Raw genomic sequence first — 22,103 nt, 5'->3', positions numbered from 1 at the left:
GTGCGGATAGGGCTCCGCCCTGGACACGCTGGGTGCCTGACAAGCACAGCGCTCGTCGGAACGACAGCTACCCCTTGAACCCCAGCATCACGTCGATCGCGCCCCTCACGATCGCCTCCAGCTCCTTGCGGGGAACGCGGGCGCGCGAGCGGATGGCAATGGTGTGGACGGTGGCGGAGGCGATCTGCGCCAGCGCGACGGGATCGGCGCTCTCCGGCAACTCACCCTTCTCTTTGGCGCGGCGGAAGCAACTCGCAAAAGCCTTGTCGAGTCCGGCGAGGCCGTCCAGCACCATGGCGCGGATCTCGGGATCGCCAACGGCCTCGGACGCCGCGGTCACGACCGTGAAGCAACCGCGCGGTCCGGCCTCGCCGGACAGATAGATGTCCAGCGCGGCAGCGTAGATGCGCTCCAGTCGCTGGCGCAGCGGTATCTCCTCGCGGAAGATCGCCGCCATCGCGGCGCCAGCCTCGTCGCGATAACGCTGGTAGCTCTTGATATAGAGCTCGCGCTTGTCGCCGAAGGCGCCGTACAGGCTCGGCCGGTTCATGCCGGTTGCGGCGCTGAGATCGTCGAGCGAGGTGGCAGCGAAGCCCTGCCTGCGGAACAGATCGAGCGCCTTGCCGAGCGCGATATCGGGCTCGTAGGCACGTGGACGACCGCGGCGCTTGGGCGGATTGGCAACAGCGGGCGGCTTCGGTTTTTGTACCATTTCGCAAAATAATCCTTGACCACCCTCATATTATGCAAGATGGTACAAAAATCAATCTGGCCAGGTTGAGCAACACGCAAAGACGAATTGCCCAAGGAGGCTACAGATGGATCTCTATTTCTCGCCGCTCGCCTGCTCGATGGCGACACGCGTCGCACTTTACGAGGCCGGCGCGGAGGCGAATTATCTCGAAGTCGATCCGCCGACCAAGACGGTGCTGAACGACGGCTCCGACTTCCGCACGGTGAATCCAATCGGTCTCGTACCGACGCTGCGCACCGACGAAGGGGTGGTGCTGACCGAGAACGCCGCGATCCTGCAATATGTCGCTGACCGCTTCCCGCAATCCGGTCTCGGTGCCACCGCCGGCATCGAGCGCACGCGGCTGCATCAATGGCTCTGCTTCGTCGGCACCGAGCTGCACAAGGCTCTGTTCGTTCCCCTGCTCGATCGCAAGGCGCCGCAGGAGGCCAAGACCTACGCGCTGGAGAAGAATCTGTCGCGGCTCGACCTTCTCGACAATCATCTCAAGGGACGTGAATTCCTGCTCGACCATTTCAGCGTCGCCGATGCCTATCTCGTCACGGTCATCAACTGGACCATGGCGACCCCGCCGATCGAGCTGGCGAACTGGCCGAACCTGAAAGCCTATCACGATCGCCTGCGCCAGCGGCCATCGATCGCCAGGGCGATCGGGGAAGAGTTCGAGCTGTACAAGGCCGAGCAGGCGCGGAAGAAGGCCGCGGCATAGGTCAGCTCCGACGTCCCATCTCTTTTCCTCGATCAAGACGTCGTCCCTGCCAGCACGGTCGGGACGACGTCTCCATATCGGAGCGCGGCCGACGGCAGCGTTGCACGCAATAATTGCACCGGACGCCAATGGCGCGATAGGATGTTTTAGCCGGAGGGGGGCCGGCGACATTGCGGGCGGCGGACCTTTCGAAGGCTTCGCTGCACAATTCATATCGTTGCGAGGCTGGAGATTTGCACCATGACACAAGGCATCCTTCGTATCTGGTCTTGCGCGGCTGTTGGTGCTGCGCTGTGTTGTTCGTTCGCTCATGAGGCACGCGCGGCCTGCGATCCTCCGAGGGACGTGAGAGACTGTTACCGAGTTCCGAAGGAAATATTCGCGCAAGAAAGTCCTGCGATGCCTGAGCCGCCGTTCGTCGTGACCTATCCGGGCACCGCGAACAAGCTTGTGTTGACTCAGTTCGACCTACTGCGAGCTCCTCCTGCCGCGCCCGGAAGCAACGGATGCCACCCGCTGAATCAGGACGCATGCACCTCGGTTTCATCGGGAGATCTGGCGAAAGCCTCGATCGCCAAGAGGTCCGGCTCGTTCCTGGTCCGGTTTCAGGACGGCAGGTCGCTGCTCGCGTCGCCCGTGGCCTCTCGATAGCCGCAGCCTCTCGTCTGCGAGCGGAGATACACGGTGCAGATTCTCAGTCAATCAGCAAGCACGCTGAGAACCATCTTCGGTGCCCTGGCTCCGCTGCGCTACATTCCCTATGGCCTGCGGGATGTGTTCGTCTGCCTCAGGGTCCTGCTGATCCCCGCCTGCCTGAGCGCCTTTGCATCGCTCGTTCTGTTTCTGCCGGATCAGACCCGCGACTATTACCGCTTGCTCGTCGAGAACCTCGCCGAGCAGATCGACGTCACGCGGTGTGCGGCCATCATCGCCGCGGTTTTGCCGATCATATTCCTACTCGGCATGGCCGCTTGCCTGTCGTTCAGCACCATCGTGCTACTCGTCGATCGGAACCGGCCGAGCCTGTACCGCACGGCCTGCGCTCGCTATGCCGTTCCGTTCTTGCCGATCGTATTCGGGACGCTTCCACTCCTTGCCGCTATTGCGGGCTTTGCCGCCGGCGCGCACGCGGTCGATCTCAAGATGGAAACGGATTCAATCAATCAGATCACAGCATTCGGCGACCCCGACTTTGCCAAGCAACTGAAGACACTCTTTGACTGGGCGAGGCGTGGCGACTGGTACTTCAAGCTCGGATTGTGGGTTCTCGGCGCCGTCACCGTCATGTTCTTCCTGAGAAGCATCCATGTCGTGCGCCTCAACCGCCGGCTGGCGGGACCTCAAAAGAATCGGCTCCAGCGCATCGCCTACCGGACCTTCGCCGCCTCGCTGGCCCTGTCCCTCTTTGCCGTGGTCCTGATTGCAAAATATCCCGTGCCGATCGGCCAGTCTCTCGGATCGATCTCCGTATTTGCGCTCTTCATCGGCTGTCTTACGCTCAACGCCACGGGGTTGAGCGTGTGGTCCCGCCGTCTCGACTTCCCGATCATTCCGACGCTGCTCGCACTGGCCGGATTCCTCGCATGGACCGGCATAAACGACGATCACGAGTTGCGCCGTATCGACAAGAATGGCCGGGAGGTCAGTTCATCGGCGACGCCTGCGGCTCGTCCTTCGGGAGACGTCGAAGGTGAATTCGAGACGTGGTTTGGCAAGCGGCCCGACAGGGGCAACCCCGAATTCAGCGGGGATCAAGCCTATCCGGTCTACATCGTCGCCGCGCAAGGTGGCGGCATCTACGCGGCCGCGCAAGCCGTCCAGTTCCTGACCAAGCTCCAGACAACCTGTGAGCGGTTCGCCCAGCATCTGTTCGCGATCAGCGGCGTGTCCGGTGGCAGCGTCGGCGCCGCGCTCTATGCCGCGATGACCGACGAATTCAAGCCGACCAAGGATCAGTGCCGCAGCGTTGCGGAAATCGGGAGCCACGGCCCCCGGAGTGACGACATGCGCAATGCGCAACAATCCGCATTTGAGCTCGTGCGCAACGACTACGACTTCCTCTCGCCGCTGGTCGCCTCGGCTTTTTTTCCCGATTTCGCACAACGTTTCTTCTGGCCAGCGAATCCGGCATTGTCGAGAGCCCGTGCACTCGAGCAATCGATCGAGGCCGCGTGGGCCGATGTCGCAACCAGAAACTTCGGCGGCACCGGGCGGGATGCTCTCAAGAACGGTGTCCTGGCATCGTGGAATCCAGCAGGCCTCAAGCCGGCGCTGTTCTTCAACACGACCGAAGTTGCATCCGGACGGCGTCGCGTCATCGCGCCGTTCGGCTTCGGCAACGATTCTCAGACCGACGCCCAATTCCTGCCGCTGACCGAGAACTATGACGTTCCGCTGAGCGTTGCCGCGGTCGCCAGTGCGCGTTTTCCCTGGCTGACACCGGCGGCCTGGTTCTGGGACAGCGGCTCGACGGCAACCCCGTCGGCCAAGAGCGACATCACGCGGTTTCACGTCGTCGACGGCGGATATTTCGAGAACTCCGGCGTAACCACCGCGGTCGAAATCATCAATCGCCTTCAGCGCCGGGCAGACATTTGCTGCAAGCAGGCCCGCTTCCATCTTATCGTGCTGACATCGGGCAAGTACAGCCAGGGCAGCTCCGACGCATTCAGCGAGGCTGTATCGCCGGTGGTCGCGCTGTTCAACAGCCGGACGGCACGAACCTATTCGACCGTGGATCTGGCGACCCGCGACCTCGGCGTCATCAAGCGCGGCGCCAACGCCGGCGATGCGCTCGGACGGATCAGCCGGGTGCAAAGGGTCGATTTCGGCGACTACGTGATACCCCTGCCGCTCGGCTGGCGTCTGTCGAAAATGTCGGCGACCGAGATATTCTTCCTGACGGGCCGTCCCGCACACTGCGTGCCCAACGAGAACTTTGTGCAGAAATCGAAGGTCCCCGGTTTCGGTCCAGGCGATTGCGTGCAACTACTGATCCTGCATCAACTCCGGGGCGATGACCTCGGCGCCGCCCTCAAGGACGCCCAGGCAAGCCATCCGCCGGTCAAGCCGTAGAAGTCACGGTGTTATGCCGGCCGCCGCATGCATGCGCCGATGGCGAATTACCCGTACAGCACCCGCGGCAAGATCGTGACGATGCCGGGCCACAACGTCAGCAGTAGCACGAAACCGATCATGATCATCAGATACGGCATCGTCACGCGGGCGATGTAGCCGAGGCCATCGTCGGTCAGCCCCTGGATCACGAACAGGTTGAAGCCGACAGGCGGGGTGATCTGCGCCATCTCGACGGCGAGCACGAGGAAGACGCCGAACCAGACCTCGTCGAAGCCGGCGCCCTTCACGATCGGCAGCACGATCGGGAGCGTCATCACGATCATCGAGAAGCCGTCGAGAAAGCAGCCGAGGACGAGATAGAAGACGATCAACGCCACGATCAGCATGAAGGGCGACAGGCCGAGCCCCTTGACGAACGCGGCCACCGCCTGAGGGATGCCGAGGAAGGCTGCGGCATTGCCGAGGATCGAGGCGCCGAGCACGATCAGCGCGATCATCGAGCAGGTGACGACCGAGCCGATCAGCACGTCGCGCACGACCTGCTGCGACATCGCGCCTTGCGCCCAGGCCACGAGCGCGGCGCCGAGCACGCCGACGGCGGCAGCCTCCGACGGCGTCGCGAGGCCGCCATACATCGAGCCGAGCACGCAGGCGATCAGAAACAGTGCCGGCGCGAGGTCCTTCAGTGCGGCGAAGCGCTCGCTCCATGGCACCTGCGAGAGCCTGGCTTCCGTTTCCGGCACCATGCTGCGATCAAGGCTCGTGTGCAGCATCACCCAGGCCATGAAGGTGGCGGCCAGCAGAAATCCCGGCAGCACGCCGGCCGTGAACAGTTTCAGGATCGAGACGTCGCCGAGCACGCCATAGATGATCATGATGTTGGACGGCGGGATCAGGAACCCGAGCGTGCCGGCCCCGGCGAGCGAGCCGATCGCGATGTCGCGGGAATAGCCGCGGCGCACCAGCTCGTTGAGCGACATGCGGCCGATCACCTGCGTGGTCGCAGCCGACGAGCCCGAGATCGCCGCGAAGATGGTGCAGCCGATCACGTTGACATGCAGCAGGCGGCCCGGCAGCAGCCCGGCCCAGGGCGCCAGCCCCTGGAACAGCGAGCGCGACAGGCGGGTGCGAAACAGCAGCTCGCCCATCAGGATGAACAGCGGCAGCGCCAGCAGCTCCTGCGTGGTCAGGATGTTCCAGGCGTATTGAGGCAGCAGTTTGTCGAGCGGGATCGAGCGGAACATCGCGAGCAGAAGCGTCGCGGTGAGCGCCAGCGTCAGGCCGATCCAGACGCCGCACGCCAGAAGTGCGAGCAGGATCGCGAACAGGGCGACGACTTCGATGGTCATGCGAACTTGAATCCGGGAGCGAGCAAAGCGGTCATTCGACGGGCGAGGCCTTCATGCGATGATCCTCCAGCGGCAAGCCGAGCGCGGCCTGGATCGCGCGCGCCAGGAACTGGAGGGTCAGCAGCAGCATGCCGAAAGTGACGACCGCTTCCGGAAACCACAGCGGCGTGTCGCTCGAGGTCGAGACCTGGCCGCGCACGAACGCGCTCCACGCGAACTTCGCCATGGCCGAGGTCAGGAACGCCATGAAGGCGAAGCCGGCCGCGGCCGAGAGGATCTCGAGCGCGCGCTGAACCGGCGCCGGCGCGTTCTTCAGGAGCAGCACGACGCGGATATGGCCGCCGACACGTAGCGTCATGGCGGCGCCAAAGGTGAAGGACGCCGCCATCAGATAAGACGAATATTCCCAGGCGATCGAGATGCTCGGCGGGAAGAACGGCATGAAGTTCGAGAGGAAGCGGGTTGCGACCTCGCAGAGCATCAGCAGCGTCAGCATCAAGAGACAGCCGCCGCCGATCCAGCCGTCGAGCCGGCCGAGGCGGTCAATGCCGTCGAGGACGATGCGCAGCGGCGCAGGCGCCGCTGCATTGAGACTCTGCGGTGCCGCAGGGAGCACGCTCGTCACAACCTCGTCCTCACCGCTTCATTTCGGCGAGATAGGCCCGCACCGGCTTGTCGGCCGCCGGCACGCGCTTGAGGAAGGCATCTAACTGCGGCGCGGTCTTGACCCGGATCTCCGTCATCATGGCTTGCGAGACCGGCACCACCTCCATGCCGCCTTCCTTGAGGCGGTTGAGGCTGTCGACATCGGCCTTGAGCGAGTTCGCCCAGAAGCCCGGCTCCATCTTGGCGGCAATGCCGGAGACGAGCTGCTGCTGATCGGCGCTGAGCGCCTTCCAGGAATCGAGATTGACGGTGAGCATCTGCGACGACCAGACGTGGTTGGTCGGGTAGACGTATTTCAGGAACTCCCAGAACTTGCCGTCGACGCCCGACACCGACGAGGTGGAAACGCCGGCCACCGCCCCGGAAGCGAGCGCGGGAATCGTCTCGCCCCAGGGAATCATCACGGCCGCCATGCCGATCGCGTTCAGCATCTCGACCGCGTTCTTGTCGGGCACGCGGATCTTGATGTTCTTCAGGCCGTCGACGTCGGCGACTTTCGCCTTCAGATGCAGATACTGCGTCGGCCACGGCACGATGTAGAGGATCTTCTGGTTGTTGCGCGCGGCGATCTTCTCGTATTCGGGCCGTACATATTTGTGCAGCACCTTGAGCTCGTCCACCGAGCCGCAGAGGAAGGGGATGCTCTCGACGCCCATGAAGGGCTCGTCCCCGACCTGCTGGATGTTGAGGACGTCGGCGAGCGGGACCAGACCGTCGCGTACGGCGCGCAGGTGTTCGGGGCCCTTGAAGCCGAGCTGACCGCCTGCTTTCACCGTAATGGCAACCGAGCCGCCGCTTTGCTTCTTGACCTCCTCGGCGAAGACCATCGCGTTCTGGGTGTGGAAATTGCCGTCGGGCCATACTGTCGACATGTCCCAGCTCACCGTCGCCGCCCGCGCACGGGTGGAGATGTGGCCTGCGGCAAGCAGCGTCGCTGCCCCCGCGGTGAAGTTCCTTCGCGTGATCATTTGCACCCCTCCGTTTGCTACGCGCACGACGCCCGAGGCGTCACCGCGAGTACCCATAAACTGCGACCGCCTTGTCGACGGACACGAGTCCGCTCTCGACGTCGTCGTTGACCGCCGCGCGCTCGCGCTTGGCAGGATCGCCGATGCCCGCACCGCCCGGTGTCAGCACCACCAGCCGGTCGTCCGGCGGCACTTGCTGAAAGCCTTTTCCACGCAACTTCTTTCCGGACTTGAGGCCGACATAGCCGGCCTCGCCGTCCCGGCCGCCATCGCGGCCGCGCGGCGGATGATCGATGCGGTCGAACGCAGCGAGAATGTCGAACGGCGCATCGACGCCGCTGCCGACTTCGATGATCTGGCCGAGGCCGCCACGGGTACGTCCTGCCCCGCCTGAATCCGGGCGCAGCTCCTTGCGCCAGAAGATCAGGGGCGTCTGCGTCTCTGCGATCTCGACCGGCGTGCCGCGCACACCGCTCGGGTAAGCGGTCGCGGACAGGCCGTCCTTGCCGAAGCGCGCGCCGGTGCCACCATTGGACGTCACCGCCATGGAGAACCCGTAATTGCCGCCGACGCCGGAGCGGGTCTGCCCACGCACATTCAAATTCCACAGGCACGAGGTGCCCTCTGCAGGCACGCGCTCGGGAATGATCTGGCGCAGGCAGCCAAACACGACATCCGGCAGCATCTGGCCGATGATGTGGCGCGAGGCCACCGGCGCGGGCTTCGGCGCATTGAGGATTGCTCCCGCGGGCGCCGACACTGTCAGCGGCGAGAGCGAGCCGGCATTGTTCGGGATCTGCGAGGCGACGACGCAGCCGAGGCCGAACACGGTGTAGGCCGTTGTGTAGGACAAGGGCACGTTGATGCCGAACTTCGAGGCAGCCGAGGTGCCGTCGAAATCGACGTGAATGCCTTGGTCCGAGATCGTCAGGGTCGCTGCCAGCGTCACCGGCGCGTCGTAGCCGTCGACCACCATCGTGTTGCGCCAGCTGCCCTTCGGCAGCTTTGCGATCTCGGCGAGCACGGCCTCGCGCGAGCGGTCGCAGATGTAGTCGCCGAGCGCGTCGAGCGTATCGATACCGAACTCGGTCATCATCTCGACCAGGCGCTCGCAGCCGACGTCGTTGCAGCCAGCGAGCGAATAGGTGTCGCCCTCGGTGTCGATCGGCAGCCGCGTATTGGTGCGGATCATCGCCATCAACGTTTCGTTGACGACGCCCTGGTCGATCAGCTTCAGCATGGGGATGTAGAGCCCCTCCATGAAAACGTCGGTGGCATCGGGTCCGAATCCGATGCCGCCGATGTCCATGAGATGGCTGGTGCAGGAGAACAATGCGACCGGCTTGCCGTCCTTGAAGCAGGGCGTGGTGACGACGAAGTCGTTGAGATGGCCGGTGCCCATCCAGGGATCGTTGGTGATGTAGGCGTCACCTTGCTTCATCGTCTCGATCGGAAAGTGGGCAATGAAGTGCTTGACCGATTCCGCCATCGAATTGACGTGACCGGGCGTGCCGGTCACAGCCTGCGCCAGCATGCGGCCCTTGAGATCGAACACGCCGGCCGAGAGGTCGCCGCATTCGCGCACGATCGGGCTGAACGCCGTGCGGAGCAGGACCTGCGCCTGCTCCTCGACCACGGCGATCAGCCGGTGCCACATGATCTGAAGGTCGATCAGGCTCGCGCCGCTTGCCTTGCTCATGATCAAGCCGCCTTTCGTTCCATGACGATGCTGCCCGCACCGTCGATATGCGCGTCAAAACTGTTGGAGACGAAGGTCGAGGTTTCGTCCTCCGCGATCACGGCCGGGCCCGCAATCGTCGCGCCCGGGGCCATGTCCTCGCGGCGATAGAGCGGAATCTCGATCACCTCGCCTGCCCGGCCATCGAAGAATTTGCGGCTGCCGACAGCCTTGCCGGCGGGCTTGCGCGCGACGGCTGCGACCGCGGGCGGATTGCGCGCCTCCGTGGTCGCGAGCACCGACCAGCTCAGTACCTCGATCGCGGCGCCCGGGATCGGCCGTTCGAACATCGCGGAATAGTCAGCCTCGAACTTCTGGCGCAGGCCGGCGAGATCGGCCGCCGTCAACCGCCGGTTCGGCAGCTCGACCGGGATCTCGTGCCCCTGGCCGACATAGCGCATGAAGGCGGCGCGGCGCTCGCGAACCGGCGCGCCGGCTGCACCCGGCTCCACCAGCGCGCGCGCTTCGGCCGCCATTTCCTGCAAGAGATCGGAGACCGCCTCGGTGTCGAAGTCATCGAGCCGGACGTGACGGCTGCGCACCAGCTCATAGGCGATGGGCGCCGCCAGGAAGCCGACGGCCGAACCGACGCCGGCATTCGACGGCACGATCACGCGGGAGACGCCGATCTTCTCGGCGACGCGGGCAGCATGCAACGGTGCGGCGCCGCCGAACGCGATCAGCGTGTGCTGGCCCACCACGGCACCGCGCTCGACCGCATGCACGCGCGCCGCACTCGCCATGTTCTCGCAGACGACTTCGTGCACGGCATAGGCCGCGGTTTCCGCCGAGAGGCCAAGCGGCTCGCCGACGTCACGCAGCAGCGCCTGCTTCGACAGTTCCGGGTCGAGCTTGATCGTGCCGGCCGCAAAGGCGTCGGGATCGATCATGCCGAGCGCAACGTCCGCATCGGTCACGGCCGGACGCTGACCGCCGCGGCCGTAGCAGGCGGGCCCCGGCTCCGAGGAGGCGCTCTCGGGACCGACGGTGACGCGCTTCATCGCGTCGACATGCGCGATCGAACCGCCACCGGCGCCGATCTCGACCATCTCGATCACGGGAATGCGGACCGGCAGACCGGAGCCCTTGAGGAAGCGCGCGGCACGATCGACCTCGAACACGCGCGAGGTCTCGGGCTGGTACTTTTCGATCAGGCAGATTTTCGCGGTCGTGCCGCCCATGTCGAACGAGAGCACCTTGCTCTCGCCGAGGCGCGCCGCAATCTGGGCGGCGAAAATCGCGCCGCCGGCAGGACCGGATTCGACGAGACGCACGGGAAAGCGCCGCGCTGTTTCGATCGAGGTGACACCGCCGCCGGATGTCACGAGATAGATAGCGCCGCGGAACTGCTCGACCTGCAGGGCCTCGGCCATGCGAGCGAGATAGCCGTCGATCAGGGGTTGCACATAGGCATTGGCGACCGCAGTCGATGTGCGCTCATACTCGCGAATCTCGGGACAAACGGCCGAGGACACCGTCACGGAGATGCCGGGCATCTCCTCAGCCAGAATCGCGGCCGTGCGACGCTCGTGCTCCGGATTGGCATAGGAGTGCAGGAAAGCGATCGCGACGCTCTCGACCTTCAACTCGCGCAATTTTGGCGCGAGCGCGCGCACCGAAGCTTCGTCCAGCGGGAGGCGAACGGCACCCTGGGCATCGATGCGCTCGGGCACGGTGAAGCGCAGGCCGCGCGGCGCCAGCGGCTTCGGTTTGTCGATGCCGAGGTCATATTGGTCGTAGCGGCTTTCGGTGCCGATATCGAGCACGTCGCGGAAGCCGTCGGTTGCGATCAGCGCGGTCTTGGCGCCGCGACGTTCGATGATGGCATTGGTCGCGAGCGTCGTGCCATGAATGAAGACGTCGATGTCGCTGATATGGGCACGTGCATCGGCGAGAATGAGGCGCATGCCGTCCAGCACGGCCTGCTCCGGGCGCTGCGGAGTGGTCAGCAGCTTGCGGGTTTTGCGATCTTGCCCCACGTCCAGCACGATGTCGGTGAACGTGCCACCGATATCAACGGCAAGCCGCACCTCGGCTCCCTCAAGCATTCCAAATTCTCCGTGCTGGTCGTCAAGACTGGGGACAAAAGCGCAGCAATTTCCATGCCATGGACGACGAGATGAATGCTGCGCCAGGCTATTCTGCTTGGCACCTATGCAATAGGCAAGGCGTGTCCGCCGCCACCCTGATCAGAGCAGGAATGCGAGCGCCGTCTCGCAGCGCTCCTCGACCTTCAGCGTCAGCAGATCGTCGGCACGGGTGCGCCCGAGATTGACCGCCGCGATCGGAATGTTGCCCCGCGCCGCCGCCTGCACGAAGCGGAAGCCGGAATAGACCATCAGCGAGGAGCCGACGACCAGCATGGCGTCGGCTTGCGCCAGATGATCCTGCGCGGTGGCGACGATGTCGCGGGGGACGTTCTCACCGAAGAACACGACGTCGGGCTTGAGGATGCCGCCGCAGGCTCGGCATGGCGGCACTTCGAAGGACGAGAAGTCCTCGTGCTCCAGATCGGCGTCGCCGTCAGGCGCATCCGCGGCATCGAGCGTCAGCCATGCCGCATTCGCGCGGCCAAGAGCGTGCTGAAACTCTTCGCGCGGTGCCTTGCCGCCGCAGCCCATGCAGCGGACCAGATCGAGCCGGCCATGGAGGTCGATGACCTGCCGGTGGCCGGCCGACTGATGCAGCCGGTCGACGTTCTGAGTCAGCAGCATCTCGCACCGGCCATTCGCCTCGAGCCGGGCCAGCGCATGATGCGCATCGTTCGGCTTCGCCTGTCCAAACCGCCGCCAGCCGATCAGGCTTCGGGCCCAGTAGCGCCGGCGCGTATGCTCGTCCGACATGAAGGCCTGGAAGTTGACCGGCTGGGTCCGCTTCCAGTTGCCCTGGCTGTCGCGGTAATCGGGAATGCCTGAATTGGTGCTGCAGCCGGCGCCGGTCAGCACGAACAGACGTTCGTGGCGGCCGACGAAATTCTGGAGCGGAGTGGGTGACATGCCACCAGATGTAGGTCGCGGGGGCGGTTTTTCCAGATTACTGACGACGGGAGGGGCGCCCCGGGATAGCGGATGGACGGGATTTCTCTTGGTTTGCCGTGCGGGCGGCTTGCTGCAGCGTCCGCCGAAACTCGTCCCGCTTTTCGTGCACCGAGGCGATCGCGTGCCCGACCGCGACTCCGAGGCCGACCAGCGCGGCTTCTGAAAGCTGCAGGCTCGCCTCGATCGTCTCCGGCACCGCGTCGGTTGCGCCGATTTCATAGAGATGGCGGGCATGATCGGCGTCCCGCGCACGTGAGACGATCAGCACGTCCGGCCGCGCTGCACGGATCCGCTCGACCACGGCATCAATCGCCGTTCGCGACTGAATGGTGATGATCACGCCGGTGGTCTGCATCAGGCCGCAAGCTTCGAGGAAGCCCGGCTCTGTCGCGTCACCGAAAAAGACCGTGTGACCATCGCGACGGTCGCGGGCCACCGCGACCGGCTCGTGATCGATTGCGATGTAGTCCACACCATGGGTGGTGAGCAGCGAGCAGACGACTTTTCCGACCCGCCCGTAGCCGACCACGATGGCCTGCGTTCGGTTGCCGGGCGGCCGAACCGCCAGTTCGGGATCCAGGATGCGCTCCTCGGCGAGCCTCGCGGCCAATCGTCGTCCGAGCGCGCCGAGCAATGGCGTCAGCGCCATCGTCACGGCGGTGACAGCGACGACAAAGCCCGATACGCGAGGCTCGATCAGGCCGAGCGCCGCCGCCATGCCGATGCTGACAAAGGCGAACTCGCCGACAGGGCCCAGCAAGAGGCCGATTTCGATCGCCGCCGGCCACGAGAGCTTGAAGAGCCGGCCGAGGATCATGAGGACGATCGCCTTAGCCGCAAGAACGCCGATGACGGCAGCCAACAGCCAAACGGGCTCGCGCATGAACACGCGGAAGTCGATTGCCATGCCGACGGTGAAGAAGAAGATGCCGAGCAATAGGCCCTTGAATGGCTCGACCGTGGCCTCGATCGCCTTGCCGTACTCCGTTTCCGCGAGCATCAGTCCTGCAACGAACGCTCCGAGAGCCATCGACAGGCCCGCCTGGTGCGCCGCAAGACCTGCTCCGACGATGACGAACAAGGTCGCCGCAACAAACAATTCCGTCGAATGCGTGCCCGCGACCATCTGGAACAGCGGACGCATCAGCAGCCGGCCGATCAGAATGAGGAAAGCGACGGCCAGCGCGGCTTTCAAGACCGCACTGGAGATGTGCGTCAGGACGGAGCCGCCACTGTCTGCGCCGAGCACCGAGATGAAGACCAGAATGGGAACCACCGCAAGATCCTGGGCCAGCAGGACCGAGAAGCTGGCGCGCCCGGCGGTGGTCGCAAGTCGCCGCTCGGCGGACAGTAGCTCGAGCACGATGGCCGTCGAGGACAGCGCAAGGCTCGCGCCAAGGATAACGGCAGTATCGGAACTCTGCCCGGAGAGAAGCGCCGCACCGAATATCATGGCGGACGTCACCAGCACCTGCAGGCCGCCAAGCCCGAACACCAGGCGCCGCATCGTGACGAGCCGCCTGAAAGACAGTTCGAGCCCGATCAGGAATAGCAGGAACACGATGCCGAGGTTGGCGATGCCCTCGACATTCTGCGCGTCCGTCACCGTGAACCAGTACAGGAAGGGGATTTCTCGAACGAGCGAGCCGAGCCCGAGCGGACCGAGAATGGCGCCGGCGCCGAGATAGCCCAGCACGGGGTTGATGCCCCAGCGGCGCACGATCGGCACGACCACGCCGGCGGTGCCGAGAACCACGAGCGCGTCGCTATAGGCGTTGATGTTGATGGCTGCGGTCACGAGTCCTTCACGCGTCGGCGCTCGCAAATAGCGGCAGCGTCGTCCACGGTCGATAGCACACGGCGCCGCAGACCCCAACCGGCCCCGCCCGCCATCCTCGCATGAGGCATTGGTGGCGGCCGATGGGCATGGTCCAAAGTGGACGTTCAGCTTGCCCAGTTCTCCCGGAATTCGGGGAAAAGCGTCAGGCCCCCACAGGCATAGATGGTCTGTCCCGTGATGTAGCTTGCCTCATCCGAGGCGAGGAAGGCGAACACGGCGGCGATCTCTTCTGGAGTCCCCACGCGGCCGAGCGGAATATGGCTGGTGACGACACCACGCTTCTCCGGGTCTCCGGTCCAGGCTGCGTTGATCGGCGTGTCGATTGCGCCCGGACCGACCGCGTTGACGCGGATGCCGCGGCCGGCGAATTCGAGCGCCAGCGTGCGCGTCAGATTGGCCATGCCGCCCTTGCTGATCGAATAGGCGAGATAGCCGGGCTTTGGAATGATCTGGTGGACGCTGGAGCAGTTGATGATGCAGCCGCCTCCGCCGCGCGCGACGAAATGCGCCAGCGCCTTCTGCGCGCAGAGCACGGCACCGTTGAGATTGACGTCGATGATCCGGCGGTAGGTCTCGACGTCGAGCGCCTCGCTCGGCGATTCCTTCTGGAAGCCTGCGTTGTTGACAAGGCAATCGAGACGTTTCCAGCGAGAAAGGATCGACTCGAACATCGCAGCGATGTCCTGGTCATTACCGACATTGGCCTTGACGATGCAATGATCGGGCTCGCCGTGGCCGCGATCGCTCGAAGCGGCCCGAGCGAGCGCGAGCGTCTCCTCCGCCCGCTCCTCGTTCTCGAAATAATTGATGGCGACGGTTGCGCCTTCCTGGGCGAGCCGGATGGCGACGGCGCGGCCGATTCCTTGCGAGCCTCCGGTCACCAGGGCGTACTGATCGACGAGGCGCGAAGGAAATGAGGTTGAGCGTTCGGTTTGCGGCATGTGTTCTCTCCAGATGCGTCATCATGGATGGAACCGGCGTTTTGTTCCACCCGGTTGTGCATACGCTCCACGCACCCGAGCCAAATTCCGGTGTGATCGCCTGCGAAGACGGGCGATCAGTCCTTCGTGAAGGTCGTGATTGAACCGAAGAGCTGCGGCGTCGTGGATGCGCGCCGCCTACGCCAAAGCTTCGGCACCCCTGGACACGGCGCGGCTGGCAGGGTGACGTCGACCGGCATGCCGAGGCGAGGCCATTCGCGAACAGCCAGCATGAGAGATATGCGCCGGTCGCACCCAGGATGATCGGCAGGCGGCGCCGCAGGCCTCGGCTGGATGGGCGGGCCCGCGACCGTTCTGATGATCGCAGCTGCTGCACGCTGTCATCGGCGCCGTGGTGGTTGCGATCGACCTCAAGCACGCCTGCGGGGACGCGATCGATCTTCGTGCAAACAGACAAAAATGTGATTGTCGCTTCGGCGGCGGCCATCACATGATGCAAGGCATGCATGATTCACATCATGCATGACCAATGCGTTCCGGGGCACACTCCATGACACAAATCGCGATCCAGCCAGCCATTCGCCGCCGGCACCAGCCCTGGTACAAGATCCTCTACGTCCAGGTGCTGATCGCGATCTTGCTCGGCGTGCTCATCGGCTATTTCTATCCCGATCTCGGCAAGGCCCTGAAGCCGCTCGGCGACGGCTTCATCGCACTGATCAAGATGATGATCGCGCCGGTGATCTTCTGCACCGTGGTGCACGGCATTTCCTCGATGGGCGACCTCAAGCGCGTCGGCCGGGTCGGGCTGAAGTCGCTGATTTATTTCGAGACGGTCTCGACCGTGGCGCTGGCGGTCGGTCTGCTCGTCGGCGAAATTCTCCAGCCCGGGCACGGTTTCAACATCGATCCCGCCACCATCGATCCGAAATCGGTCGCGACCTACGTCACCAAGGCCAAGGAAGAGGGTATCGTCGCCCATCTGATGGCGATCATCCCGGACAGCTATGTGGGCGCCATCGCACGCGGCGACCTCCTGCAGGTGCTGCTGATCTCGATCCTCTCGGGCTTTGCCATCGCCTTCCTCGGCAAGGCCGGCGAGCCGATCGCGGACGCGATCGACAAGGCCGCGAAGATGTTCTTCGGCATCATTCGCATCATCGTGCGCGTCGCGCCGATCGGCGCCTTCGGCGCAATGGCGTTCACCGTGGGGGCTTATGGACTCGGCTCGCTGCTCAACCTCGCAGCGCTGATCGGCACGTTCTATCTCACCAGCACCCTGTTCGTGCTGGTCGTGCTCGGCGCGATCGCGCGGCTGGCGGGCTTCTCGATCCTTCGCTTCATCGCCTACATCAAGGACGAGCTGCTGATCGTGCTCGGCACCTCATCCTCCGAGACGGTGCTGCCGCAGATGATCCAGAAGATGGAGCATCTCGGCGCCTCACGCTCGGTGGTCGGCCTCGTCATTCCGACGGGGTATAGCTTCAACCTCGATGGTACCAACATCTACATGACGCTGGCGACGTTGTTCCTGGCGCAGGCCACCAACACGCATCTGACCATCTGGCAGGAACTCGGCATTCTGGGCATCGCCATGATCACCTCGAAGGGAGCCTCGGGCGTGACCGGCGCCGGTTTCATCACGCTCGCGGCAACGCTCTCGATCGTGCCTGATATTCCGATCCAGTCGATCGCGATCCTGGTCGGCATCGACAAATTCATGAGCGAATGCCGCGCACTGACCAATCTGATCGGCAACGGCGTCGCCTGCGTCGTCATCAGCATCTCCGAAGGCGAGCTCGACCGCGACGCGCTGCACGAGACCATGGCCCATCCGCTGCAGATCGGCGAAGCGCTGGAACCAGGCGGTGGCGCGTAGATCGAAGGCAGGAGCGGCCCAAATCCGACGCGGTAATTTCCCGGAGTAGAGAGCCGGCGGGATGAGCGTCACAACAACTGTAGTGCGATCACGGATTGGTACTCATTTTTCTACCCGACGCGCTGGGGGGCAGGGCGTCGGGTTTTTTTGCTATTCGAATGATGGGCCTTTGGAATCACGTTCGCCGGTGAGATTGAGCCGCCGCGTGATCCCGATGGCCTGCAAGAATGCCTCATCGTGGCTGACGACAAGCAGCGCGCCGTCATAGGCTCTCAGGCCAGCCTCGACGGCTTCGATGGACTCGACATCCAGATGGTTGGTCGGCTCGTCGAGAATGAGCAGGGACGGTGGAGTCACCCCGCCAAGCACACAAGCAAGGCCAGCACGAAACAACTGCCCGCCGCTCAGGCTTCCGACGATCTGCAAGGCAGCATCGGCGCGAAACATGAACCGCGCCAGCGCGGCATGGCATTCATTCGCCCCCGCCTTTGGATTGAGCCGGCCAAAATTGTCCAGGATGGAGATCGTGGGATCGAGCAGGCCGACCTTCTGGTCGAACAGCGCGAAGTCCAGCCTAACCCGCACGGTGCCGGAGAGCGGGCGCAGCTCGCCCGCGATCAATTTCAGCAGCGTCGTCTTGCCGGAGCCGTTCGGTCCGACCAGCGCGACGCGCTCCGGACCGACGATCGTGAGCGATAGATCGCGGACGACCGGCCGCTCCGGCCGATAGCCTGCACTGACGCGGTCGAGCCGAAGCACTTCCCTGCCCGCCGGCAGGCCGGTCAGCGGCAACTCGACCGATAATGGCTGCAGAATCTCGATACGCCGGCGCGCCGTGTCCACGGCATCGATGGCCTCAACGCGCCGCCGCTCGGCGATCTGCGCGTTCTTGCCGCCGCTGTCCTCGCTGCGATCCTTGCGTGCACCGGCAAGGATCCGCGGCATGTCGCCCTTGGCGCGCTTCTTCCTTCCGCCACTGTCCTTGCGCGCCTTCCTTTCTGAAGCCTCTCGTGCCTTGCCGTCGATTTCGGACAAGTGCCTTTCGGCATGAGCGAGGTCATGCCTGATGGCGGCGAGTTCGACGGCCTTCTGCTCGCGATAGCGGCTCCAATTGCCGCCGTAGCGCGTAGCTCCGAGCGAGGTCAATTCGACGATCGCATCCATGGTCTCCAGCAAGCGCCGGTCGTGGCTGACGACGATCGCACCGCCGCGCCAGGTGGCGAGCAGATCAGCCACAGCCTTGCGTCCGTCCCGGTCGAGATTGTTGGTGGGCTCGTCCAGGAGCAGGAAGTCGGGCTCGGCAAAAATCAACGCTGCGAGCCGAAGCCGCGTCATCTGGCCGCCGGACAGGCGGGACAACTCCGTGTCGGGAGACGGATCGAACCCGAGGCGCGCCAGCGCGGCCTCGAGCCGCGTCTCGAGCGTCCAGTCAATCGCGGCGATCTCATCGGATGAGGCATCGCCTTGCTCCGCACGGCGGAGCAGCTCCAGCATCCGGCGCACGCCGAACAGGTCGGCGACGGTCGCGCCCTCAGGAACCTGCACATCCTGGCGCAACATGCCGATGGTGCCGTTGATCAGAACACGCCCCGATTGGGCCACGTGTTCCCCCAGGATCGACGCAAGCAGCGTCGTTTTCCCGACGCCGTTGCGGCCGACGAGACCGGTACGCTCGGCCGCGAATGTCAGATCGATGCTGGAGAGAAGAGAACGGCCGTCAGGCGTGGACAGCGACAGGTTCGACAGAACGATCGAAGCAGGCATGGAATTCCCCGTGGGCAAGGCAGGTGAGCATTGCGGTCGGGGTCATATCCATGGCTGCACGTATCCTGATTGAAGAACTCTCTAAGTAGTCCCATCGAACGGCGAGATCAAGGCGGGGCTCGAGGAGGAGGACGACAGCGCGGAAGACGCTGTCGTCCTCTCGCCGGGCGCCTCAACCCTTCAGGGCGGTGACCACCACCTCGATCAGCGCGCCGCCACCGAGATCGGCAACGCCGACGGTGGCGCGGGTGGGGAGATCGTCGCCGAAGAACTCGGTCCAGGCCGCATCCATCTCCTTCTTCTTGGACAGATCCGTGACGAAGATCGAGGCGCTGACGACGCGAGACTTGTCGGTTCCGGCATCCTTCAGATAGCCGGCGATCTTGCCGAGGATGTTGCGGGTCTGCTCGCCCATCGAGACCGAGGTGTCGTCGGCAATGGTGCCACCGAGGAAGACGAAGCCGTTGGCCTCGACGGCGCGGTGCATGATGGGCGTGCGGATGCTGCGGGTGATGCTCATGATGTCCTCTTTTTCTAGAGCGTTGAAGGAAGGAAGCGGCCGATGCCGAGATCGCTAATTCGGGTCTGGCTGCCGCCATTGGCGATCAGCTCCGCCATCACGGCGCCGGCACCGGGGCCGAGCTGGAAACCGTGCAGCGAGAAACCGAACTGGTGATAGAGGCCCTTGTGACGACTGCTCGGCCCGAACACAGGGATATCGTCCTTCATCTTCGCCTCGATGCCGGCCCAGGCGCGGACGATAGTGGCGCTGCGCATCACCGGAAACAGCTCGAAGACAGTCTGCGCGCTGGTCGCGAGGCTCTTCCAGTCCAGCACCGTCTCGTTTCGGTCCTGGTTGGGCGTTGCGAGATGGCCACCGCCGATCAGCACGGTGCCGTTCTTGAACTGCTTGAAGGAGAGTTTTCGCCCGCGCAGGATCACGACGGGATCGATGAAGTGCGGCACGCGCGAGGTGATCATCAACATCGGCGCAACAGTCTCGACCGGAACCGGTTCGCCGAGATCAGCCGCGATCTTGCCGGCCCAGGCGCCGGCGGCATTGACCAGCACCGGCGCGGCGTAGGTGTCGGAACCGACGTCGACCTGCCAGAGGCCATCAGTGTAGCGGATGTTCGTCGCGGCGACGCCCTCGCGCACGGTGGCGCCGAGCTGTTCGGCCTTGCGTCGGAACGCCGTCGTCGTCTGCGCCGGATTGGCCGCGCCGTCGCGCCGCGAGACGACGCCGCCGGGACAGGACTCGGCCACCGCCGGCACCAGCCTGCGCAGCTCGGCCCCATCGATCAGCTCTTCATGGGTGAAGCCAAGCACGTTCAGCTCGGCGACCCGCGCGCGGCAGACGGCGAGCTCGTCCTCGTTCTCCGCGACCAGCACCTGGCCGTAGCTCTCAAAGCTGCAATCGTCGTCAACCAGCTCGGAGATCTTCTCCCAGATTCCCATCGAGCGGATCGAGAGTGGAATCTCCGGAATGTGCCGCGCAAGCTGACGCACGCCGCCGGCGTTGACGCCCGAGGCATGACGTCCGGCATAGTCCTTCTCGATCAGCACCGGCTTCAGCCCGGCAAGACACAGATGCAGCGCGGTCGAACATCCGTGGATGCCGCCGCCGACGACGATCGCATCCACGTTTTTGATCATCCGCGCACCACCGCCTTGACGTCGGCCTCGCTCTTGGGAACGGCCGCGAGCTCGGCGAGCGTGATCGGCTTCACGGGCGCGCGCAGCCGGTAATAGCCGATCTCCTGCGGCGTCTTCCCGCGCGCCTGCGCCATCAGCTCGGTGACGGTGAGGCCGCAGAGCCGGCCCTGGCACGGACCCATGCCGGTGCGGCGATAGGCCTTGAGCTGGTTCGGCCCGGTTGCGCCGATTGCGACGGAGTCGAGAACGTCCTTGGCCGTCACCTCCTCGCAGCGACAGACGATGGTGTCGCCCTTGGGAATCCGGAACTGCGGCGCGGGACGAAACAGCGTGTCAAGGAAGATCCGGCCACGTTCGGCCTTGGCGAGATCGGCTCGGAGCGTTGCCATCGCAGGAAGCTTCGCAGACGCCGCAGGTGCCAGCGCTTCCACAGCCGCGCGCGTCGCAATGCGGCCGCGAACCACGGCTGCATTGGCGCCGCCGATGCCCGCGCCATCGCCCGCGATTGCAATGCCGGCGACCGACGACGAACCGTTCGCATCCAGCACCGGCGACCAGCACAATTGCAGATCATCCCAGCGATGCTCGATGCCTGCCGCCATTGCCAGATTGACATTCGGTACGACGCCCTGATGCAACAGCAACAGATCCGCCGGGATGGTCTCACGCCTGCCGCCCGCGGCATAGCTCACGCTCGCGAGCTGGCCATCGCCGGAGGCCGCAAGCTCGGTGACACGCGAGACGACCTGCACTTTCGCCTTCACTTCGCGCATCATGGCGAGGCCCTTGGTGAAATAGGGCGAGGTCAGGAAGGCGAAGGCGTACGGCAGCGCGGCGTAATAATTGCGGCGCTCGGTGGTGTCGAGGATTCGGTCGATACGGCCACCGAGGCGGAGGATCTGGGCGGCGAGCAGCCAGAGCAGTGGCCCCTGCCCCGCGATCACGGTGCGACCATCGGGCACCAGAGCCGATGATTTCAACATCGTCTGCGCCGCGCCTGCGGTCATCACGCCCGGCAGCGTCCAGCCGGGAATCGGAAATGGCCGCTCCAGCGCGCCGGTCGCGAGGATCACGCGTTTGGCCCTGACGAAGGCGGACGCACCGCCGACCGAAACGGCGATCTCGAGTTTGCGGTCGAGACTCCAGACCGTGGCACGATGAATGACCTCGGCGCTGCTTGCGCGCAGCGCCTGCACGAGATCGGCACCCATCCAATAGTCCGCGCCGAGCTGGCTGCGCTCCGTCACCGGCGTGGACGAGACGGCGCGGAACACCTGACCGCCGGGACCGATATTCTCGTCGAGCAGCAACGTCGAGAGGCCGGCTTCGGCGGACGTCGCAGCGGCGGCGAGGCCCGCGGGCCCGGCGCCGATCACCACGACATCATAGTCTTCGCGCTTGGGAGTCACACTCATCTTCCGATCTCCCGCTTGCCCTTCTGGATTTCGATCTGCATGCCCTCGGCGACAGGCACGAGACAACCTTGCCGGTTGCCGACGCCATCGATGGTGACGAGGCAGTCGAAGCACACGCCCATCATGCAATAAGGCAGACGCGGCGCGCCGCTCACCGCGGTGGAACGCCGTGCGTCGACGCCGGAGGCCAATAGCGCGGCGGAGACGGTGTCGCCCTGGCGCGCTGCGACGGCAACGCCGTCGACGAAGATCTGCACTTGCGGACGCTTGTCCTGTTCGGATCGCCTGAACATGGGGATGCCCCTTGG

Annotated in this window: 17 protein-coding genes; 3 read left to right on the top strand and 14 right to left on the bottom strand. The window is 64.6% G+C overall.

Annotated features, from left to right (window positions below):
• Positions 1-67: 67 nt before the first annotated feature.
• Positions 68-712, bottom strand: a complete 645-nt coding sequence (locus ACYCVF_RS07675) for a TetR/AcrR family transcriptional regulator (RefSeq protein ID WP_459603329.1) — start codon at positions 710-712, stop codon at positions 68-70.
• A 106-nt stretch (positions 713-818) separates the two neighbouring features.
• Here ACYCVF_RS07675 and ACYCVF_RS07670 point away from each other — a divergent pair, with 106 nt between their 5' ends.
• Both ACYCVF_RS07670 and ACYCVF_RS07665 read left to right on the top strand, forming a co-directional pair.
• Entirely contained in the window at positions 819-1,463 is a 645-nt protein-coding gene (locus tag ACYCVF_RS07670) for a glutathione binding-like protein (RefSeq protein WP_459603331.1), read from the top strand.
• A gap of 684 nt (positions 1,464-2,147) precedes the next feature.
• A complete protein-coding gene (locus ACYCVF_RS07665; protein ID WP_459603333.1) occupies positions 2,148-4,538 on the top strand; it encodes a patatin-like phospholipase family protein in 2,391 nt (796 codons plus the stop codon).
• Positions 4,539-4,585: 47 nt separating this feature from the next.
• Here ACYCVF_RS07665 and ACYCVF_RS07660 read toward each other — a convergent pair whose 3' ends face one another.
• From ACYCVF_RS07660 to ACYCVF_RS07625, 8 genes are all read right to left on the bottom strand, one after another.
• Positions 4,586-5,890: a TRAP transporter large permease gene (locus ACYCVF_RS07660; protein ID WP_459603335.1), complete on the bottom strand. Its 1,305-nt coding sequence runs from the start codon at positions 5,888-5,890 to the stop codon at positions 4,586-4,588.
• A gap of 31 nt (positions 5,891-5,921) precedes the next feature.
• Positions 5,922-6,515 carry a TRAP transporter small permease subunit gene (locus ACYCVF_RS07655; RefSeq protein WP_459603337.1) on the bottom strand — a complete coding sequence of 198 codons (594 nt, stop codon included), beginning with the start codon at positions 6,513-6,515 and terminating at the stop codon, positions 5,922-5,924.
• A 10-nt stretch (positions 6,516-6,525) separates the two neighbouring features.
• Positions 6,526-7,524, bottom strand: coding sequence for a TRAP transporter substrate-binding protein (locus ACYCVF_RS07650; RefSeq protein WP_459603339.1), 999 nt, complete (start codon positions 7,522-7,524; stop codon positions 6,526-6,528).
• A gap of 40 nt (positions 7,525-7,564) precedes the next feature.
• On the bottom strand, positions 7,565-9,223 hold the full coding sequence (locus ACYCVF_RS07645) for a hydantoinase B/oxoprolinase family protein (protein WP_459603341.1): 1,659 nt from the start codon (positions 9,221-9,223) through the stop codon (positions 7,565-7,567).
• A 2-nt stretch (positions 9,224-9,225) separates the two neighbouring features.
• On the bottom strand, positions 9,226-11,310 hold the full coding sequence (locus ACYCVF_RS07640) for a hydantoinase/oxoprolinase family protein (protein ID WP_459603343.1): 2,085 nt from the start codon (positions 11,308-11,310) through the stop codon (positions 9,226-9,228).
• A 141-nt stretch (positions 11,311-11,451) separates the two neighbouring features.
• The gene (locus tag ACYCVF_RS07635; protein ID WP_459603345.1) at positions 11,452-12,258 is read right to left on the bottom strand and encodes an NAD-dependent protein deacetylase; all 807 of its coding nucleotides are present in this window, start codon (positions 12,256-12,258) and stop codon (positions 11,452-11,454) included.
• Between the two features lie 37 nt (positions 12,259-12,295).
• The gene (locus ACYCVF_RS07630) at positions 12,296-14,098 is read right to left on the bottom strand and encodes a cation:proton antiporter domain-containing protein (RefSeq protein WP_459603347.1); all 1,803 of its coding nucleotides are present in this window, start codon (positions 14,096-14,098) and stop codon (positions 12,296-12,298) included.
• Positions 14,099-14,244: 146 nt separating this feature from the next.
• Entirely contained in the window at positions 14,245-15,081 is an 837-nt protein-coding gene (locus tag ACYCVF_RS07625) for an SDR family oxidoreductase (protein ID WP_459603349.1), read from the bottom strand.
• Positions 15,082-15,631: 550 nt separating this feature from the next.
• On the opposite strand from ACYCVF_RS07625, the gene ACYCVF_RS07620 reads away from it, so the two are divergent.
• Positions 15,632-16,960: a dicarboxylate/amino acid:cation symporter gene (locus ACYCVF_RS07620; RefSeq protein ID WP_459603351.1), complete on the top strand. Its 1,329-nt coding sequence runs from the start codon at positions 15,632-15,634 to the stop codon at positions 16,958-16,960.
• Positions 16,961-17,110: 150 nt separating this feature from the next.
• Here ACYCVF_RS07620 and ACYCVF_RS07615 read toward each other — a convergent pair whose 3' ends face one another.
• The 5 genes from ACYCVF_RS07615 to ACYCVF_RS07595 form a co-directional block, all read right to left on the bottom strand.
• Positions 17,111-18,724 carry an ABC-F family ATP-binding cassette domain-containing protein gene (locus ACYCVF_RS07615; RefSeq protein ID WP_459603353.1) on the bottom strand — a complete coding sequence of 538 codons (1,614 nt, stop codon included), beginning with the start codon at positions 18,722-18,724 and terminating at the stop codon, positions 17,111-17,113.
• A 172-nt stretch (positions 18,725-18,896) separates the two neighbouring features.
• Entirely contained in the window at positions 18,897-19,244 is a 348-nt protein-coding gene (locus ACYCVF_RS07610; RefSeq protein WP_459603355.1) for a RidA family protein, read from the bottom strand.
• Between the two features lie 14 nt (positions 19,245-19,258).
• Entirely contained in the window at positions 19,259-20,380 is a 1,122-nt protein-coding gene (locus tag ACYCVF_RS07605; RefSeq protein WP_459603357.1) for an NAD(P)/FAD-dependent oxidoreductase, read from the bottom strand.
• Positions 20,377-21,795 carry an FAD/NAD(P)-dependent oxidoreductase gene (locus ACYCVF_RS07600; RefSeq protein ID WP_459603359.1) on the bottom strand — a complete coding sequence of 473 codons (1,419 nt, stop codon included), beginning with the start codon at positions 21,793-21,795 and terminating at the stop codon, positions 20,377-20,379. Before ACYCVF_RS07600 ends, ACYCVF_RS07605 begins: the two co-directional genes overlap by 4 nt.
• The gene (locus tag ACYCVF_RS07595) at positions 21,792-22,088 is read right to left on the bottom strand and encodes a (2Fe-2S)-binding protein (protein WP_172784813.1); all 297 of its coding nucleotides are present in this window, start codon (positions 22,086-22,088) and stop codon (positions 21,792-21,794) included. Before ACYCVF_RS07595 ends, ACYCVF_RS07600 begins: the two co-directional genes overlap by 4 nt.
• Positions 22,089-22,103: the final 15 nt, after the last annotated feature.

This window comes from Bradyrhizobium cedriense (assembly GCF_054602315.1).
This window is presented reverse-complemented; position numbering and strand designations above follow the sequence as displayed.

Bases quoted from the DNA above. Each gene is read 5' to 3' on its own strand.
- ACYCVF_RS07675 (WP_459603329.1), bottom strand. From the start codon at position 712: ATGGTACAAAAACCGAAGCCGCCCGCTGTTGCCAATCCGCCCAAGCGC.
- ACYCVF_RS07670 (WP_459603331.1), top strand. From the start codon at position 819: ATGGATCTCTATTTCTCGCCGCTCGCCTGCTCGATGGCGACACGCGTC.
- ACYCVF_RS07660 (WP_459603335.1), bottom strand. From the start codon at position 5,890: ATGACCATCGAAGTCGTCGCCCTGTTCGCGATCCTGCTCGCACTTCTG.
- ACYCVF_RS07650 (WP_459603339.1), bottom strand. From the start codon at position 7,524: ATGATCACGCGAAGGAACTTCACCGCGGGGGCAGCGACGCTGCTTGCC.
- ACYCVF_RS07645 (WP_459603341.1), bottom strand. From the start codon at position 9,223: ATGAGCAAGGCAAGCGGCGCGAGCCTGATCGACCTTCAGATCATGTGG.
- ACYCVF_RS07640 (WP_459603343.1), bottom strand. From the start codon at position 11,310: ATGCTTGAGGGAGCCGAGGTGCGGCTTGCCGTTGATATCGGTGGCACG.
- ACYCVF_RS07635 (WP_459603345.1), bottom strand. From the start codon at position 12,258: ATGTCACCCACTCCGCTCCAGAATTTCGTCGGCCGCCACGAACGTCTG.
- ACYCVF_RS07625 (WP_459603349.1), bottom strand. From the start codon at position 15,081: ATGCCGCAAACCGAACGCTCAACCTCATTTCCTTCGCGCCTCGTCGAT.
- ACYCVF_RS07620 (WP_459603351.1), top strand. From the start codon at position 15,632: ATGACACAAATCGCGATCCAGCCAGCCATTCGCCGCCGGCACCAGCCC.
- ACYCVF_RS07615 (WP_459603353.1), bottom strand. From the start codon at position 18,724: ATGCCTGCTTCGATCGTTCTGTCGAACCTGTCGCTGTCCACGCCTGAC.
- ACYCVF_RS07610 (WP_459603355.1), bottom strand. From the start codon at position 19,244: ATGAGCATCACCCGCAGCATCCGCACGCCCATCATGCACCGCGCCGTC.
- ACYCVF_RS07605 (WP_459603357.1), bottom strand. From the start codon at position 20,380: ATGATCAAAAACGTGGATGCGATCGTCGTCGGCGGCGGCATCCACGGA.
- ACYCVF_RS07600 (WP_459603359.1), bottom strand. From the start codon at position 21,795: ATGAGTGTGACTCCCAAGCGCGAAGACTATGATGTCGTGGTGATCGGC.
- ACYCVF_RS07595 (WP_172784813.1), bottom strand. From the start codon at position 22,088: ATGTTCAGGCGATCCGAACAGGACAAGCGTCCGCAAGTGCAGATCTTC.